We start from the raw sequence: 16,809 nt of genomic DNA on the forward strand, positions 1-16,809 counted from the left end.
GTTGGTGGTCGGCTGTACACCAATCCGAGGACTTCCAGTCTTTCAGATCCCCAGCTTCCTGATCAGGTCGATGATGTACTTTGTGGTTTTGTCGAAATCTTCGTCCACAGGAATGGCATAATCACAATATTTCAGGTACAGGGGCATCCGTTCCCTGTACAGCTGGGTCAGCCGGTCTTCTGCGGAATTCAGCAGGGGCCGGCTCACTTTGTCCACGCACCCGGCGATGGCTGCCAGGTCCCGGTTCAGGAAGAAGATCTTCCCCGTTTCCTGGAGATAGGCCATATTTTCCGGGCGCTTCACCACGCCGCCCCCGCAGGAGATGATGATGCCATCTTTGGCGGCCAGGCTGCGGATGGCTGCCGTCTCCGCGTCCCGGAATACATTCTCTCCTTCCTGGAACAGGCTCTTGATGGTCCGTCCGGTCTGCTGCACCACCACATCGTCCGCATCTATGACCGGACGCCCAAGCACCTTGCTGAGTTTCTTTCCAATGGTGGTCTTGCCCGCCCCGGGCATGCCGATCAGTACAATATTAGCCATGAAATGAAGCCTCCAGTTGTTTCATGATTTCCGGAATCAGATCCGGATCCAGTTTCCTCTGCTGCCAGATTTCCTCTGAAGCCACAGCCTGGGCCACCAGCATGTACAGTCCATTGCAGGTCTTCGCCCCATTTTTGCGGGCGTCAGCCAGGAACTGGGGTTCCCTGGGATTGTAGATGATGTCCACTGCCGCTTCGGCGCCCACTGTAAAGTCTGCCGGCACCGGGCTCACTCCCACCTTGGGGAACATACCCACCGGAGTGGTGTTGATGACCACCTGGCTGCCGGGCTGTGCTTCGGCATAAAGCCGTACCCGTGCATCCGGCCGCTGGGCCAGGAAATGCTGCAGGCTCTCTTTCGCCTGCTGGGGGTGACGGGACAGGATCTGGACCGTCTCCGCCTTCCGGTCGGCCACCACCTGCAGCACGGCCTTGGCCGCACCTCCATTGCCCAGCACGGTTACACGTTTCCCGGTCAGGGAAATGCCGGCCGCCTGGAGCATCCGGTCGAAGCCCATATAGTCCGTATTGTAGCCTTTCACCCCTTCCGGCGTGAAAAACAGGGTATTCACCGCTCCGATCTTTTCTGCTTCCGGTGCAATGTCCTTCAGATAGGAAATGACAGTTTCTTTGTAAGGAATGGTCACATTGCTGCCGGTAAGCCCCTCCCGGTTTTCCCGTACAAAGGCTGCCACCTGGTCCGGCTCCCGTTCCAACAGGGTATAGGTATCCTGGCTGCCCAGGGCCCGGAAGATGGCTGCATGGATTTGGGGCGACAGGCTGTGCCCCAGTACCCGTCCTAACAATCCGAATTTCATGGTCTGGCTTCCTTTCCGTGATCCGCCCGGTAGTTCCCCAGGATCTTACAGTCCGTGGTATCCTCCGGCAGGTCCGCCAGGGCATTCTGCACGGCCTGATCCGTCAGATGGCCGGTGATATCCATATGGAAATAATATTCCCAGGGCCGCCCGGGGATGGGGCGGGATTCAATGTTGGTCATGTTGATCTGATACCGGGCGAAATGGGACAGGACCCGGTACAGGGACCCGGGCTGGTGTTTCAAGCTGACGATCAGGGTAATCTTGTCCGCATCTGCGGCCAGTTCCTGCTGCCGGCTGATGATGATGAACCGGGTGTAGTTGCTCTGGTTGGTATTGATGCCCCGGGCCAGGATGGTAAGGCTATAGGGTCCGGCCGCCTGAGCCCCGGCCACAGCCGCCTTATGGATGTCCTTTTTCCGGGCCACCATTTCCGCCGCCTTGGCCGTATTGAAATAATTGAACTGCTGCATGGCCGGATGTGCCTTGAAAAAGGCCTGGCACTGGGAAAAGCCCTGGGGATGGGAATAGACTTCTGTAATATCCTCCAGCTTCGCTCCGGGCAGGCCCAGCAGGCAGTGTTCCACTTTCACGATTTTCTCGCCCACGATGCTGGCCCCATACCGGCGCACCAGGTCATAGACCTCCGTAATGCCGCCGGTGGAGGAATTCTCGATGGGCAGCACCCCATACCGGACAGTACCGTCCATGACTGCCGTCACCACATCTTCAAAAAGCATGAAGTTCCGGGCTTCCACCGGCTGACCAGAGAAGTACTGCTGCAGGGCCAGGTGGCTGTAGGCCCCCGGCACCCCCATATAGCCTACAAGGATGGATTCCTGTGTCATATGCCTACCCCCGTTCCGCCATATAGAACAGATCCAGCAGGGTCCAGGCCGTTACGGCCTCCACCACCGGGATGGCCCGGGGCAGGATGCAGGGATCATGACGACCGGTGACTTCCAGGGTGGTGTCTTCGCGGGTCACCACGTTCACCGTATGCTGGGTCTTGCCGATGGAAGGGGTGGGTTTGATCACCAGCGTGAAAACCAGAGGCATGCCGTTGGTGATGCCCCCGGTGACACCGCCGTTGTGGTTGGTGGTACACACCACCCTGTCGTCCCGGTACTGCATGGGATCATTGGATTCACTGCCCCGCATCTCCGCCAGGCCGAAACCGTCCCCGAAAGCAATGCCCTTCACCGCAGGTACGGAGAACAGGGCGTGGCTCAACCGGCTTTCCACAGAGTCGAAATAGGGTTCCCCCAATCCCACAGGCAGGCCGATGGCCATACATTCGATAAGCCCGCCCACGGAGTCTTTTTCCTTCTGGGCAGCAGTCACAGCCTGGGCCATGGTTTCCCGCACGTCTGGATTCAGCACCGGCAGGGTCTCTTCCCCCATGGAGCGCAGGGTCTCCGCCGTTTCTCCCAGGGGATTGAACCGGTCATCCCTGATCCCGGCCAAGGCCGCCACATGGGCCCCCACGGTCACACCCTTTTTCGCCAGCAGCTGCTTGGCCACGGCGCCGGCAAACACCAGGGGTGCCGTCAGGCGACCGGAAAAACTGCCGCCGCCCCGGTAATCGTTGCAACCGTGGAATTTCACATAGCCCGGGTAATCCCCGTGGCCCGGCCGCATGATTTCCTTCATTTTGCTGTAATCCCTGGAATGGGCATTGGTATTCACGATCCGGGCGCACAGGGCCATGCCCGTGGTCTTTCCGTTGAAGAACCCGCTTTCGATGGTGAAGCTGTCCGGTTCCTTCCGGGGCGTAGCCAGCTTGCTGCTGCCCGGTGCCCGCCGTTTCATTTCTTTCTCAATGGCCGCCAGATCCAGTTCCACCCCGGCCGGCAGACCGTCCATGACCACTCCGATGGAGGGCCCGTGAGATTCTCCGAAAATGGTCAGCTTGACCCGCTCACCCATTACACTGCTCATATTGTCCTCCTAAGGTCTTGAAATCCTGCCAGAATTCCGGATAGGATTTGGAAACGCATTCGGCCCCCATCAGGGTCAGGGGTTCCCGGCACAGGATGCTGGCCACCGCCAGGCTCATGGCGATCCGGTGGTCGTTCCAGCAGTCCACGGTGCCCCCGGACAGTTCTTCCACCCCGTCGATGGAAAGGCCGTCCGGTTTTTCCGTGATCCGGGCTCCCAGTTTGTTCAGTTCCGTGGCCATGGCCTTCAGCCGGTCACATTCCTTCAGCCGCAGCCGCTCCGCATGGATGATTTCCGTGTGGCCCTGGCTGAGGGCTGCCGCCACCGTCAGCACCGGAATGATGTCCGGACAGTCGGCAGCATCGATGGTGGTGCCGATGGGCGTGCCCGGCCGGCTCACCAGTCTGTCCCCTTCAAAGACCACCTGTCCTCCCATTTTCTGGAGGATGGGGATGATGGCTTTATCCCCCTGGAGGGAATCCGGATCCATGCCCAGAAGGCTGATGGTCCGGCCCAGCATCCCGGCGGTGAGCCAGAAGGCGGCCTGGGAATAGTCCCCTTCCACGGCCCCTTCCCGGGGCTGGTACTGCTGGTTCCCGGGGATCCGGTACCGTCGGTAGTTTTCGTGTTCGATGGTGATGCCGTATTTCTGCAGGGCGGAAAGGGTCAGGGCGATGTAGCTCTGGCTTTCCAGTTTCCCGGTGATTTCCAGGGTGGATTCCCCTTCCAGCAGGGGCAGGGCAAACAGCAGCCCGCTGATGAACTGGCTGCTCACATCCCCGGGCAGGGTAAAATGCCCGGGCCGGAGCGGACCCTGGACCGTCAGGGGAAAATTGTCCCTGGCGCTCCCTTTTCGGAACACCAGGCCCTGCTGGCGGAAAATGACTTCATAGGGTTCCAGGGGCCGACTGCCGAGTTTCCCGGATCCCTGGAAGGTAAAGGCATCCCCGGTAAGAGCCGCCAGAGGGATCAGGAACCGGAGGGTGGACCCGGATTCCCCGCAGTCCATTTCCGTCCCCACCTGGTGAGGACGCGTGCCTTCCACGGTGAAAGCCGTCCGGCCCCCCGTCTCTTCCCGGCTGGTGATGACGGCCCCCAGCTGCCGGAGACAGTCACAGGTGGCCAGGATATCCCGACTGACGCTGACTCCCTCCACCTGGCTGGAGCCCTGGGCCAGGGCCGCACAGACGAGGGCCCGGTGCCCCATGCTCTTGGAGGAAGGCACCCGGAGAGTCCCGGTCAGGGACCGGGGTTCGATACGCAGTGTGGTCATGATCTCATCCTTTCACATAGGGCCGCAGATCGGCAAAATCCACCTTTTTCAGCATCCGCTTCCCGATGGCCGGTACGATCACCAGGGTGATCTGATTGCCCCGCTTCTTTTTGTCCATGGTGATCCCTGCCAGCACATCCTCATCGCTGATGGGATCTTCCGTGGGAATGTCATACTTCTGGAGCAGCCGCCGGATCCGGTCCGCGGTTCCGGGTTCCGTCAGCCCCATTTTTTCCGTATTCCGGGTCAGCCGCACCATGCCGATGGCCACCCCTTCCCCGTGGGTGTATTTTTCATAGTGGTAATACCGTTCCACCGCATGACCGATGGTGTGGCCGAAGTTCAGCACCATCCGGGCTCCCACGTCCCGTTCATCCTCTTCCACCACCTTCACCTTGATCCGGCAGCAGGCGGCACTGATTTCCGCCGCATGGGCCAGGACGTCCTCATCCCCGGAAAAATCCTCCAGGGCTGCGAACAGGTCCGGATCCCCGAAGGCCGCGCATTTGATCACTTCCGCCAGGCCATCGTGGAGATACCGGCGGTCCAGGCTCCGGAGCAGGACCGGATCCATCAGCACCCCTTTGGGCTGGTAGAAGGCTCCCACCAGGTTCTTCCCTTCCGGCAGGTCCACTGCCACCTTGCCTCCCACGCTGCTGTCGATCTGGGCCAGCAGGGTGGTGGGCACCTGGATGAAATCCACCCCCCGGAGGAAGCTGGCTGCCGCAAAGCCCCCCAGGTCACCGGGAACGCCTCCCCCCAGGGTGATCACCAGATCGCTGCGGGTCATGCCGAAATCCGCACAGGCCCGGACCATCTTCCCAAAGGTGTCCAGGTTCTTGTGGTCTTCCCCGGGTTCCATCACCAGCCGGCGCACCTGGAACCCTTCCGCCCGGAGCTGCTGTTCCAGATCCGCCCCGTACAGGCCGTCCACCGTCCGGTCCGTGATCACCGCCGCCTTGTCCCCTCGGGACAGAGCCCGGATCTTTTTCCCGAATCCGGACCAGGAATGGGGTTCGATTGCAATGGTATAGGATTCTTTGCCCAGATCAACGAAGATTTTTTCCATAAAACATGTCCCTTCTTTTCTTTTTCGCCTTGTCCATCATCTGTTCCAGTTCTTCCCGGTCATCCTGCTGGAGGGCGCTTTTCCAGTGTTCCAGTTCCTGTTCCAGTTTGTTGATTTCCTGGATCACCGGGCCCTTGTTCAGCAGGAACAGGTCGCTCCACAATTTGGCGTTGATGTCCGCCACCCGGGTGGCGTCCCGGAAGGACCCCGCCACGAAATATTTGGTGTTTTCCTGCATGGAATCACTGTTGATCAGGGAAACCGCCATCACATGGGGCAGATCGCTGGTGTAGGCGATGATGCTGTCGTGTTCCTCCACCGTCAGCTCCACCACCCGGGCACAGCCCAGTTCATAGGCCATGTTCCGGAGCCAGTCCCGGTGTTCGGGCCGGTTCCCTTCCCGGTGGATCAGGATGAAATTGGCCCCCTGGAAAATCTGGGAGGTACTCTGGCTGTAGCCCTTTCCTTCCCGTCCCGCCATGGGATGGGTTGGTACAAAATCCATCTCCGGTCCCAGCAGAGCATCCACCTGATCCGGAATGGATCCCTTGATCCCCATCACGTCCGTAAGCAGCACATCTTTTTTGAAGTACTTCACATGGTCCCGGACAAAGGGGACAAAGGCGCCAGGGTACATGCAGCAGATGATCACATCCGCCTCCCGGAGCCGTTCCGGATCTTCATCCGCCAGTTCCGTCACATACCCTTCGTCCAGGGCCATCAGGGAAACGATGTGGTTCCGGTCCATGCCGATGATCCGTTTCACCTTCTGGCTTTTCAGGGCTTTGGCATAGGATCCGCCGATCAGGCCCAGTCCCACAATGGCAACAACCGTATCCTGCAGTTTCTTCATGACTGTCCTTTCCCGCTTTCCGCCTTACAGTTCCCGACCCACTGCAGGGGCCAGGACCTTCAGGTCCTTCATCAGCTGAGCGAATTCCGGCAGGGACAGGCTCTGGGCCCCATCGCACCAGGCATGCTGGGGATCGTTGTGGGTCTCGATGATGAGCCCGTCCGCCCCGGCGGCAATGGCCGCCTTGCTCATGGTGGGCACCATCCAGGCCTTCCCGGTGGCATGGCTGGGATCCACGATCACCGGCAGATGGCTCAGCCGCTTCACTGCCTGGACTGCCGACAGATCCAGGGTATTCCGGGTGTAGGTTTCAAAGGTCCGGATGCCCCGTTCGCAGAGGATGACGTTTTCATTCCCTTCGGACATGATGTATTCCGCACTCATGAGCCATTCCTCGATGGTGGCGGACAGACCCCGCTTCAGCAGGATGGGTTTCTTCAGTTTCCCCAGTTCCTTCAGCAGGGTGAAGTTCTGCATGTTCCGGGCTCCCACCTGGATCAGATCCACCTTTTCCACGAATTCATCGATCTTGTCCGCAGACATGATTTCCGTCACAATGGGCAGATGGTTGGCATTCCCCGCCTGACGGATCAGATCCAGCCCCTTGTCTCCCAGGCCCTGGAAAGAGTAGGGAGAGGTACGGGGTTTGAAGGCTCCGCCCCGGAGCATGTCCGCGCCGCTGGCCCTGACGGAAGCAGCAATGGTGTCCATCTGTTCCTGGCCTTCCACCGAGCAGGGTCCGGCGATCACCACCAGCTTTTTGCCCCCCACCTTGACCCCGCTCACATCGATGACGGAATCGTCCGGATGGAACATCCGGTTGGCCCGCTTGAAGGGTTCCTGGACCCGCATGGCCTTGTCCACCCAGGGGTTCACCATGAAATCTTCCGGATCCAGGATGCTGGTGTCCCCGACGATTCCCAGCACTTCCTGATTTTCCCCGATGCTGTCATGGATGGTGAAGCCCCGCTGCTCCAGGCTCTGTTTCAGTTTCTCCGTAACTTCTTTGGGTGCCCCTTTTTTCATTACAATGATCATGATAATTCCTCCTGTCCTACTTTCCTACTGTTCTGCTTTTTTCCGGCGGGAAGAGCCATTCCACAAAAAAAGCAGACTCGCAAGGAGTCTGCTTCAGGGTTTCCTGCTGATGAAACCTCCGGAACGGCCGGATGTTCAGTCTCTCTTTACGGTGGAGAAGGTATGCAGTTCATGGCAGCCAAAATAACCAAAGCCAAAATAATAGCTCTGGGTAAAAGGAAAGCCATATGCAGTTCCTTCGATCCATCTGGAAAGAGCCATCTGTCAACCCGCCTTTACTACTGTTGGAATGAATCTATAATACCCCTGTTTACACAATCCGTCAACGGGGAAATGATTTGCAAAAAATTGAAACGGAAATGTGTAACGGGTGTTACAGGATACTGCTGACATCCCTGTTATCTCTCCAACGCCACATCCAGGTCTTCCAGGGCGTGGCCGGTGGCATCGGAGAAGCGGACTCTGAGGTTCCCGTACCGGGGCAGCTTCTTTGCCGGGATGGTCACCACATGTTCCTCGCTGAGAGCTTCGCTGCCGTCATTCTGGGTACCGGTGGGGTCCTGGACTGCCAGGGTCACATTCAGCAGCCGGCCGAACAGTTCCGCCTTGGTGATGGCCAGCTTCCCGTTCTGTCCGTTGGTGTTCATGGCCGCATAGAGCACCAGCTGGTTGGCATAGGCGGCTCCCCCATACCGCTGCCGGGCCTGCCGGATCTTTTCCTGCTGGCTGGTCAGCTTCTTGATGCTGGCCAGTTCCGGTCCTTCCTGCCCCTCTCCGGAAGGGAGAAATGCGGTGCACACCAGGCCCTGTACAGCCTTTTCACTGTCATGCTCCCAGTCCGTATGGGCATCCGCCGCCTGATAAAGGACCTTTCCGTCCCGGACGATCCGTTCCGATACAAACAGCTCCCCATCCGCCAGTTTCGGCCGTTCCGCCGCATATCCCGGCACGGCAAAAAGCCCCGCCAAAAGGGCCACCGCCAATGTTTTTTTCCATTCCATATCCTTCACTCCTTGTGGGTGCCCCGCACCCGGATTTTTCTCTCCCTATTATACACTGTTTTGACCAGAGAGTCAGCGGGAGTTTTAAGTGATTAAGTGGTTGGGTGGTTGAATCCGTAGGGGCGGCAGGCCCGGCCGCCCGCTCTGCACGAATTTTCCACCGGACAAAGCTGACGTCTGACGTCTTACTATAGTGTAACCCGATTGCATTCAGTTGGATTTTTCTCTATAATAAGGGCAGGTTGACAAACTGTTTTCTTTGAGGGAGGTTTTTTCAATGAGCGAATGTGATCACTGCGATCATTCCCACTGCTCCGGCTGTGAATCCAATCCGAAGCAGAATCCCCAGGATACGGCCATTGCCGATTTCCTGGCCCATGTGAAACATAAAATCGTCGTCATGAGCGGCAAAGGGGGCGTGGGCAAAAGCACGGTTTCCGTGGACCTGGCCCTGCTGCTCAGCCAGCGGGGCTATCAGGTGGGCCTGATGGACGTGGATCTCCACGGCCCCAGCGTGGCCGGCATGCTGGGCTTCATGGACAAACATGTCCAGGTGGAAGGGGAAAAACTGGTGCCCTTCCGCTACAGCGACCATCTGGAATTCCTGTCCGCCCAGGGCTTCCTGGCCCAGCAGGACGATGCCCTGATCTGGCGGGGTCCCCTGAAGGTGGGGGCCATCCGGCAGTTCATGAGCGATACCAAATGGGATCCCCTGGATTACCTGATCATCGACTGCCCGCCGGGCACCGGGGATGAACCCCTGACCGTGGTCCAGACCATCAAGGATGCGGAAGCCATCATCGTCACCACCCCCCAGAAAGTGGCTCTGGCGGATGTGCGGAAATCCCTCAGCTTCTGCCAGCTGGGCCAGATCCCGGTCCGGGGCATCATCGAGAACATGAGCGGGTTCGTCTGCCCCCACTGCGGCCAGGAAGTGGATATCTTCAAAGCCGGCGGCGGCAAGGCCCTGGCGGAAGAAAAAGGACTGCCTTTCCTGGGCCGGATCCCCATCGATCCCCAGGTGGTGGCTGCCGAAGACGAAGGCAACCCCCTGGCCAACATCAGCGAAGCCAGCCGCAAGGCCCTGAATGCCATTGTGGATAAGGTTGTGGAACAGGATCAGTAAGAGAAAAAGGCACATCCGAGTCAGTATCATACAATGAAAAGCAGCCGCAGCCCGGCTGCTTTCCTTTGTCCAGTGACCAGTGACAAGAGACCAAGTGACAGGGGGTGAATTTTTCACACCCCCTTTTTTGTCAGCGGTCAACGGCCGATGGAAATCAATTTTGCAAATTGATTTTGAAACAGCATAAACCGTAGGGGGCGCAGGCCCGGCGCCCCGCACAACACACAAATAATCAGCAATCTGGCGGACCGCCCGGCGTGAGGCCCCTACGGCACCGGGGTCTATGGGTCTCCTGCAAATCCAGAAACGGGATTGACGGAGAAGGCCGTTTTCTGGACCATTATCCCGTTTGTCCGCCGAATACGCCGTAGGGGTGAGCCGGTCAGGCCCGCCCTTCCGTAGCCACCGGTTTTACAAATTCAGAAGCATCTGCCCGGCAGATGCTTTCCTTTGGCCGCTGACAAAAAAGACGGGTGTGCTGCACGTTCCGTGCAGCACACCCGTCTTTTCACTTCTTCACCATAAACAGCGGGATCTCGTTCTTTCCCACCATATTATGCTCGTCGCGGGCGACTTTTTCTATATACCGGATATCGCCCAGGTTTTCCTTTTCCTGTGCCAGGGCGTCGTTTTCCGCTTTCAGCTGCTGGACTTTCTTTTCTGTCCGCACGCTTTCCTGATGGATCCGGAAGATCCGGTATCCCTGATGGACCGCGCTGCCCAATAAGGGCAGACAGCATACCAGGACCAGTACCAGGAAACGTCTGTTGGTTTTGCGTCTGGAATCCATTGTCCTGCCTTTCCATCCTTCCCCGGCACCCTTCCTGCCGGGATAAAAAAGCAACCCGACACCGGAGGCATCAGGTTGCTGGATCTGCCACTTATTTGTTTACGGCATCCTTGAAAGCCTTCCCGGCTTTGAAAGCAGGAACATTGGCTTCTGCAATTTCAATGGTTTCACCAGTGCGAGGATTCTTGCCGCTGCGGGCATTACGAACGCGAGCTTCGAAAGTACCGAAACCGATCAGTTGTACTTTATCTTTGTTGGCTACGGCTTCCTTTACGGTATCGATGAAAGCGTTCACAGCCTTTTCAGCATCTTTTTTGGGCAGCGCGGTTTTGGACGCAACTTCAGCAATCAATTCACTTTTGTTCATAAGAAAAATCCTCCTAAATAGGTATTGCGCCTGCGTGGGCGGCGCCTGACTATGGTCATATTAGCACAACCGCAGGAAAAATGCACGCATTTTTTGGGAAAATCATGAAAACGCGGGGGGTGTGAAAGGATTCATACCCGCGGCCCCCAGTTTGTCAGCCGTCAAGCCCCCGTCTCCTTCTTCGCCTCCTGCCACCGGGTTTCCAGGTCATCCAGGGTCAGGTCCTTCCAGTCCTTTCCCTCTGCCTTGATCCGGGCTTCCAGATGTTCGAACCGGTGCTGGAATTTGTTGTTGGCCCGGTTCAGAGTGGTTTCCGGCTCCAGGTCCAGTTTCCGGGCGTAGACGGCCAGGGCAAAGAACAGGTCCCCCAGTTCCTCCTCGGTCCGGTCCCTGTCACAGGCTTCCACGGCCTCCTGGAGCTCTTTTTCCTCTTCCTGCACCTTCTCCCATGCGGAAGGGGCATCCGGCCATTCAAAACCGGTTTTGGCCGCCCTGGCGCTGAGTTTGTAGGCCCGCATCAGGGCCGGCAGTCCCTTGGCGATGCCGTCCAGGGCATGGGTCCGTTCGGTCTTTTCCTGGGCCTTCAGGGTTTCCCAGTTGGCCATCACTTCCCCGGCGCCGCTGACCCGGGTGCTGCCAAACACATGGGGATGCCGGTGGACCAGTTTCTTCACCACATCGTCGATCACATCCTGCATGGCAAAGAGTCCCTCTTCTTCTGCCAGCCGGGCGTGGAACACCACCTGGAGGAGCACATCCCCCATTTCTTCCCGCATGCCGGCCACATTGCCGTCATCGATGGCTTCCAGCATTTCATAGACTTCTTCCACCAGTTCCCGGCGCATGGACTGGTGGGTCTGGACCCGGTCCCAGGGACAGCCGCCCGGTTCCCGGAGTACCCGGACCAGTTCCATCAGGGGCCGCAGGTCCAGGACCCCCGGCTGGTGGATGCCTTTTTCATGGAGTGTTTTCATGGTGTTCCCCTCATTTCTTCTTTTTCAGATCCCGGAGTTTCAGTTCTCCGGTGGCCAGCAGGCACAGTCCGTACACCAGGGCCCCGGCGCAGATTTCCACCGCCAGACGGAGTACCAGTCCGGGCAGCAGCCGGGCGGCAGCAGGAGCCCCGGCCCACAGGACCAGTCCCATCACCGCCGCTGAAAACCCGATCCGCAGACAGTTTTTCCCGGGCAGGGACAGTCGGTCGCTGTGGTACATCCACAGCAGGTTTCCCAGGCCGGCCATGGCCAGGTTGGCATCGGTGGCCCAGGCCGCCCCCTGGATGTTCCAGAGGGGATTGGCGGTAAGGACCCACAGGAGCCCCACTTTCACCAGGAGGCTCAGGAGCATGTTCATCATGGGCACCCGGGTATGGCCCAGTCCCTGGAGGATGGCGGTGGACACCTGGTGGAGCCCCAGGAAGAAAATGGCCGGAGCCAGGGCGGTGATCACCGGTCCCGCATGGACGGTGCCGTAGAGCACCTGGGAAATGGGTGTCCCCAGAAGGCCCACCCCCACTGCCGCCGGCACGTTCAGCAGCAGGAAGAACCGGAAGGCCCGGCGGGTTTTGCTTCCCATCAGGTCCCGGCGGCCCAGAGCTTTGGCTTCCGCCACCGCCGGCACCACCGAAGCCGCCAGGGAATTGGTGGGAATGGTCCCCATGTTCACCAAAGGCATGGCCATGCCGGACAGGTACCCCAGGGCCCGGGTGGAAGCGGCCACGGTAAAGTCTGCCGCCAGCAGCCGGTCCGGCACCAGAATCATCTCGATGCCGCTGACCACGGGCACCATCAGGTTGGCGCAGGTCACCGGCAGGGCCAGGGATACCAGCTGCCAGGCGGTACGGGAAAGAGAAGGCCGTTCTCCCGCTCCGGCAGGGGCCGCCGGTTCCCGTTTCCACCGTTTCTGCTGCCGGCGGACGAACCACAGCAGGCTCCCCAGGCTGACCACCGCTCCAGGCACGGCACCGAAGGCCGCTCCCGCCGCCCCCCAGTCCAGTCCCCGGGGCAGCAGGATCCAGGCCAGGAGCACCATGGTCACCACTCGGGTGAACTGTTCCAGGATCTGGGACACCGCCGTGGGGGTCATTTCCTGGAAGCCCTGGAAATACCCCCGGAGACAGGCGGCGGGAATGGACAGACCGATGGCCGGCACCAGGGCCAGCATGGCCAGCCGGGCCCGTCCGTCCTTCACGATGCCCCCGTCGATGAGCCAGGGCACCAGGGCCCAGGCCAGCCCGGCAAAAGCCACCCCGGCCAGGGCCATGAGCCCGGCGGAAATCCCCAGAATCCCCCGGGCTCCCTGCCGGTCTCCGGCGGCGGCCCGGCGGGAGATCAGGATGGACATGGCCGCCGGGATCCCCGCCGAAGACAGGGCCACCAGCAGCAGGTACAGGGGATAGGCGATCTGGTACAGGCCGATGCCCTCCCCGCCCAGGAGACGGGACAGAAGGATCCGGTTCACGGATCCCAGGATTTTTACCATGAGCCCTGCCGCCGTCAGAATCAGGGTCCCTTTCATAAACCGGTCTGCCATTTCTGCCTCCTTTTTGCCGGGCCCAGGGTGTTTTTCAGCGGGGCGCCGGGCCTGCGCCCCCTACGGGATTGGGTTATTCACAAAAGATTATAGCATGCGGGGCAGGTTCTTTTCCAGCCAGGAAAGGGGCTGTTCCTCCATGCCTTTGGTTTTCAGCACGAACTGGGGCTGGGGCCCCATCTTCAGTGTGGCCCGGGGCACGTATTCCCGGATCAGGGCCTGAAGCACATCGGGATTGGCCTTGCTGTGGGGATCGAAGGCGAGCCGGATTTCTCCCGGCCGCACCGCCACGCTGATGATCCGGAGCTTCCGGCACACATCCCGGAGAGCCGCCACCCGCCACAGGTTCTCCACCTGGGTGGGGGGCGTGCCGAACCGGTCGATGATCTCATCCATCAGATCGTTCCTGTCCTCATACTTCATGTCTCCCAGACGGTGGTACAGTTCCAGCTTGTACCGGGGATTGTCGATATAATCGTCCGGGATGTAGGCATCCAGCTTCATTTCGATCACCGGATCCGGCGGAACGGGTTCATCCGGGTTTCCGCCGTTCTGGAGGGTGTTGATGGTCTTTTCCAGCAGCCGGCAGTACAGGTCGAAGCCCACCCCGGTGATCTGTCCGTGCTGTTCGGCCCCCAGCAGGTTCCCGGCCCCCCGGATCTCCAGGTCCCGCATGGCGATCTTGAAGCCGGCCCCCAGTTCCGTAAAGTCCCGGATGGCCTGGAGCCGTTTCTGGGCCACTTCACTGAGCACCCGGTCCTTTTTGTACAGGAAATAGGCATAGGCCAGCCGGGAGGACCGGCCCACCCGTCCCCGCATCTGGTACAGCTGGGACAGTCCGAAGTTTTCCGCCCCGTCGATGATGATGGTGTTGGCCAGGGGCACGTCCAGGCCGTTTTCGATGATGGTGGTGCTCAGGAGCACGTCGAAGTCCCCCTGGTAGAACCCCAGCATCACATCTTCCAGTTCGTCCTCAGTCATCCGTCCATGGGCCAGACCGATGGTAATCCCGGGGACCAGTTCCCGGAGATGGGCAGCGATCCGGCTCAGCCCCTCGATCCGGTTGTGGACATAGTAGATCCGTCCGCCCCGGCGGATTTCCCGTTCCAGGGCTTCCCGGACCATCCCGTCATCATATTCGGCCACATAGGTTTCCACCGGCAGCCGGTCTTCCGGAGGGGATTCGATGATGCTCATGTCCCGTCCCTTCACCAGGGCCAGGTGGAGGGTACGGGGAATGGGGGTGGCGGAGAGGGTCAGCACGTCGATGCCGGCGCTGCGCTGCTTGATTTTTTCTTTCTGGGCCACCCCGAACCGCTGTTCCTCATCGATGATCAACAGTCCCAGGTCGTGGAATTCCACATCCGGGTTCAGGATCCGGTGGGTGCCGATAAGCACGTCAATCTTGCCTTCCGCCACCCGTTCCATGATCTCCCGCTGCTGTTTGGGGGTCCGGAACCGGCTGAGCATCTCCACCCGCACCCCGAAGGAGCCCATCCGCTGGGTAAAGGTCAGCAGGTGCTGCTGGGCCAGGACGGTGGTGGGAGCCAGTACTGCCACCTGTTTGCCGTCCATGACGGCCTTGAAGGCGGCCCGGATGGCCACTTCGGTCTTGCCGTAGCCCACGTCCCCGCAGAGGAGCCGTTCCATGGGTACGGGCTTTTCCATGTCCGCCTTGATCTCAGCAATGGCCTTCAGCTGGTCCGGGGTTTCCTCAAAGGGGAAGCTGTCCTCGAATTCTTTCTGCCAGTGGGTATCCGGGGCAAAGGCATGGCCCGGGGTGATCTTCCGCTGGGCGTAGAGCCGAAGCAGTTCCGTGGCCAGGATGGTGATGGCCTTCTGGGCTTTCCGGGTGGCTTTCTGCCAGTCCTTCCGGCCCATGTTGGACAATTTGGGCGGCGTCCCCTCGTTGCCCACGTATTTGTGGAGGAGGCCCACCTGTTCCACCGGCACATGGAGCTTGTCCCCGCCGGCGTACTGGAGCTGGAGGTAATCCCGGTGGACCCCGTTCACTTCGATGGTTTCCACCCCCATGTACCGCCCGATGCCCTGGACGTCATGAACCACATAATCCCCGGCCTTGATGTCGGAGAAATAGTTCAGGGCCGGTCCTTTGCCCTTTGTTTTGGTGAGCCGGCGCTTCTTCTGGGCCCCGAAGATGTCGCTTTCCGTCAGCAGCAGCCATTTTTCATCCCAGAAATAGAAGCCGTTGGTCAGGCTGCCGGCAAAGACCTGGCCCCCGGTTTCCGGTACGCCCTGGAACTGGCCGGCAAAGGCCATGGGCAGACCGGCTCCTTTCAGGCTTTCTGCCAGGCCTGCGGCCTTGTCCCGGGTCCCCATCATGATCAGGGGATGGATGCCCTGGTCCAGCCAGCCCTTCAGGTCTTTCTGGAGCAGGTCGGTGTTTTTATTGTAGGGAGCCATGGCCCGGACCTGCACATGGATACGGGGAGCCTGGGGAAAATAGGGATGGCCCAGGTCGCTGACCGTCAGCAGATGGGTTTCCCCGGCCTGCTGGATCATGGTTTCCTGGTCCAGGAGCTGGTCGGCGAATTCCCGATTGTCTCCCCAGCTTTTTTTGCATTCTTCAAAGAAGGCTACAGGTTCATCCAGTACCGCCAGCTGGTCCGCCGACAGGTACTGGAACAGGGAGGCACTGATTTCCTGGTTTGGGACCGCCAGTGGCATGATCCCCACCTGGGAGATGGTCCCGATGCTCCGCTGGGTGTCAAGGTCGAACCGTTTCATGGCATCGATGGTGTTGTCGAACCATTCGATCCGCACCGAATCTTTCCCGTTGATGGGGAACACGTCCAGGATATCCCCCCGGACCGCCACCTGACCCAGGGTATCCACCTGTTCCGTCCGTTCGTAGCCGGCCTTCACCAGTTTTTCCACCACCAGGGACTGTTCGATCTCCTGCCCCACCGCCAGTTTCAGGTTTTCCCGGACCAGGGATTCCGGCTGGGGCAGTTTCTGGATGGCGGCTTCCGCGGTGGCGAAGATGATTCCCGGCTCCTTCCGGACGATCATTTCCAGGGCCGCTGCCCGTTCCGCCATCACCTGTTCGTTCCGGGTATCCACCTGGCCGTGGATCAGGCTGGCCGGGTACAGTTCCCGCATGGCCAGGTCCGGATAGAAATGGGCCAGTTCCCGGCGCTGGGCCCGGATGCTCTCCCGGTTCACCGTAAGGATCACCAGGGGCTGGGCCGCCTGGACCGTTTCCTGGAGGGCGCACAAAAAGCCGGCTTTCACAGAGCCTGTGAGGCCGGTCAGCTGCAGGGGACCGGGGGTCTTTTGCCAGAGATCTGCCCCTTCCCGGACATTTTTCTCCTGCTGCAACAGTTTCGTCAGTGTATTTGTCATAAAATTCTCTCTTTACAGGAACAGGGAAAGAGGGGTGTTGCTGGGCAACACCCCTCTTGCTGACGGGGCTGTTGCTTCTGCAACAGCCCCTTT

The 16,809-nt window shown here is 59.7% G+C and carries 15 protein-coding genes; 1 reads left to right on the forward strand and 14 read right to left on the reverse strand.

What is annotated here, in order from left to right; genetic code table 11:
- Positions 1-42: 42 nt before the first annotated feature.
- From ACFER_RS08180 to ACFER_RS08220, 9 genes are all read right to left on the reverse strand, one after another.
- Positions 43-543, reverse strand: coding sequence for a shikimate kinase (locus ACFER_RS08180; RefSeq protein ID WP_012938947.1), 501 nt, complete (start codon positions 541-543; stop codon positions 43-45).
- Positions 536-1,360, reverse strand: a complete 825-nt coding sequence (locus tag ACFER_RS08185) for a shikimate dehydrogenase family protein (RefSeq protein WP_012938948.1) — start codon at positions 1,358-1,360, stop codon at positions 536-538. The genes ACFER_RS08180 and ACFER_RS08185 overlap by 8 nt, the downstream gene beginning before the upstream one ends.
- Positions 1,357-2,208, reverse strand: a complete 852-nt coding sequence (gene pheA, locus ACFER_RS08190) for a prephenate dehydratase (protein ID WP_012938949.1) — start codon at positions 2,206-2,208, stop codon at positions 1,357-1,359. The genes ACFER_RS08185 and pheA overlap by 4 nt, the downstream gene beginning before the upstream one ends.
- A gap of 4 nt (positions 2,209-2,212) precedes the next feature.
- Complete coding sequence (gene aroC / locus ACFER_RS08195; protein WP_012938950.1) at positions 2,213-3,301, reverse strand: chorismate synthase; 1,089 nt, start codon at positions 3,299-3,301, stop codon at positions 2,213-2,215.
- Complete coding sequence (aroA, locus tag ACFER_RS08200) at positions 3,282-4,574, reverse strand: 3-phosphoshikimate 1-carboxyvinyltransferase (protein ID WP_012938951.1); 1,293 nt, start codon at positions 4,572-4,574, stop codon at positions 3,282-3,284. The genes aroC and aroA overlap by 20 nt, the downstream gene beginning before the upstream one ends.
- A gap of 4 nt (positions 4,575-4,578) precedes the next feature.
- On the reverse strand, positions 4,579-5,643 hold the full coding sequence (aroB, locus tag ACFER_RS08205; RefSeq protein ID WP_012938952.1) for a 3-dehydroquinate synthase: 1,065 nt from the start codon (positions 5,641-5,643) through the stop codon (positions 4,579-4,581).
- Positions 5,624-6,496 (reverse strand): prephenate dehydrogenase, encoded by an 873-nt coding sequence (locus tag ACFER_RS08210; RefSeq protein WP_012938953.1) that lies wholly within the window; start codon positions 6,494-6,496, stop codon positions 5,624-5,626. The genes aroB and ACFER_RS08210 overlap by 20 nt, the downstream gene beginning before the upstream one ends.
- 24 nt (positions 6,497-6,520) lie before the next feature.
- Entirely contained in the window at positions 6,521-7,534 is a 1,014-nt protein-coding gene (gene aroF, locus ACFER_RS08215; RefSeq protein ID WP_012938954.1) for a 3-deoxy-7-phosphoheptulonate synthase, read from the reverse strand.
- Positions 7,535-7,932: 398 nt separating this feature from the next.
- Entirely contained in the window at positions 7,933-8,535 is a 603-nt protein-coding gene (locus tag ACFER_RS08220) for a hypothetical protein (RefSeq protein WP_012938955.1), read from the reverse strand.
- Positions 8,536-8,812: 277 nt separating this feature from the next.
- On the opposite strand from ACFER_RS08220, the gene ACFER_RS08225 reads away from it, so the two are divergent.
- Positions 8,813-9,661, forward strand: a complete 849-nt coding sequence (locus ACFER_RS08225; RefSeq protein ID WP_012938956.1) for an Mrp/NBP35 family ATP-binding protein — start codon at positions 8,813-8,815, stop codon at positions 9,659-9,661.
- A gap of 508 nt (positions 9,662-10,169) precedes the next feature.
- Here the strand turns inward: ACFER_RS08225 and ACFER_RS08230 are convergent.
- From ACFER_RS08230 to mfd, 5 genes are all read right to left on the reverse strand, one after another.
- Positions 10,170-10,451: an FtsB family cell division protein gene (locus ACFER_RS08230; protein ID WP_012938957.1), complete on the reverse strand. Its 282-nt coding sequence runs from the start codon at positions 10,449-10,451 to the stop codon at positions 10,170-10,172.
- A gap of 91 nt (positions 10,452-10,542) precedes the next feature.
- Complete coding sequence (locus ACFER_RS08235) at positions 10,543-10,818, reverse strand: HU family DNA-binding protein (protein ID WP_012938958.1); 276 nt, start codon at positions 10,816-10,818, stop codon at positions 10,543-10,545.
- Positions 10,819-10,979: 161 nt separating this feature from the next.
- Positions 10,980-11,792 carry a nucleoside triphosphate pyrophosphohydrolase gene (gene mazG / locus ACFER_RS08240; protein WP_012938959.1) on the reverse strand — a complete coding sequence of 271 codons (813 nt, stop codon included), beginning with the start codon at positions 11,790-11,792 and terminating at the stop codon, positions 10,980-10,982.
- A 10-nt stretch (positions 11,793-11,802) separates the two neighbouring features.
- Positions 11,803-13,350: a putative polysaccharide biosynthesis protein gene (locus tag ACFER_RS08245; RefSeq protein ID WP_012938960.1), complete on the reverse strand. Its 1,548-nt coding sequence runs from the start codon at positions 13,348-13,350 to the stop codon at positions 11,803-11,805.
- An 87-nt stretch (positions 13,351-13,437) separates the two neighbouring features.
- Complete coding sequence (mfd, locus tag ACFER_RS08250) at positions 13,438-16,716, reverse strand: transcription-repair coupling factor (protein WP_012938961.1); 3,279 nt, start codon at positions 16,714-16,716, stop codon at positions 13,438-13,440.
- Between the last annotated feature and the right edge of the window lie 93 nt (positions 16,717-16,809).

It is taken from the genome of Acidaminococcus fermentans DSM 20731, from assembly GCF_000025305.1.
Lineage (GTDB): Bacteria > Bacillota > Negativicutes > Acidaminococcales > Acidaminococcaceae > Acidaminococcus > Acidaminococcus fermentans.

Bases quoted from the DNA above. Each gene is read 5' to 3' on its own strand.
- ACFER_RS08180 (WP_012938947.1), bottom strand. From the start codon at position 543: ATGGCTAATATTGTACTGATCGGCATGCCCGGGGCGGGCAAGACCACC.
- ACFER_RS08185 (WP_012938948.1), bottom strand. From the start codon at position 1,360: ATGAAATTCGGATTGTTAGGACGGGTACTGGGGCACAGCCTGTCGCCC.
- pheA (WP_012938949.1), bottom strand. From the start codon at position 2,208: ATGACACAGGAATCCATCCTTGTAGGCTATATGGGGGTGCCGGGGGCC.
- aroC (WP_012938950.1), bottom strand. From the start codon at position 3,301: ATGAGCAGTGTAATGGGTGAGCGGGTCAAGCTGACCATTTTCGGAGAA.
- aroA (WP_012938951.1), bottom strand. From the start codon at position 4,574: ATGACCACACTGCGTATCGAACCCCGGTCCCTGACCGGGACTCTCCGG.
- aroB (WP_012938952.1), bottom strand. From the start codon at position 5,643: ATGGAAAAAATCTTCGTTGATCTGGGCAAAGAATCCTATACCATTGCA.
- ACFER_RS08210 (WP_012938953.1), bottom strand. From the start codon at position 6,496: ATGAAGAAACTGCAGGATACGGTTGTTGCCATTGTGGGACTGGGCCTG.
- aroF (WP_012938954.1), bottom strand. From the start codon at position 7,534: ATGATCATTGTAATGAAAAAAGGGGCACCCAAAGAAGTTACGGAGAAA.
- ACFER_RS08220 (WP_012938955.1), bottom strand. From the start codon at position 8,535: ATGGAATGGAAAAAAACATTGGCGGTGGCCCTTTTGGCGGGGCTTTTT.
- ACFER_RS08225 (WP_012938956.1), top strand. From the start codon at position 8,813: ATGAGCGAATGTGATCACTGCGATCATTCCCACTGCTCCGGCTGTGAA.
- ACFER_RS08230 (WP_012938957.1), bottom strand. From the start codon at position 10,451: ATGGATTCCAGACGCAAAACCAACAGACGTTTCCTGGTACTGGTCCTG.
- ACFER_RS08235 (WP_012938958.1), bottom strand. From the start codon at position 10,818: ATGAACAAAAGTGAATTGATTGCTGAAGTTGCGTCCAAAACCGCGCTG.
- mazG (WP_012938959.1), bottom strand. From the start codon at position 11,792: ATGAAAACACTCCATGAAAAAGGCATCCACCAGCCGGGGGTCCTGGAC.
- ACFER_RS08245 (WP_012938960.1), bottom strand. From the start codon at position 13,350: ATGGCAGACCGGTTTATGAAAGGGACCCTGATTCTGACGGCGGCAGGG.
- mfd (WP_012938961.1), bottom strand. From the start codon at position 16,716: ATGACAAATACACTGACGAAACTGTTGCAGCAGGAGAAAAATGTCCGG.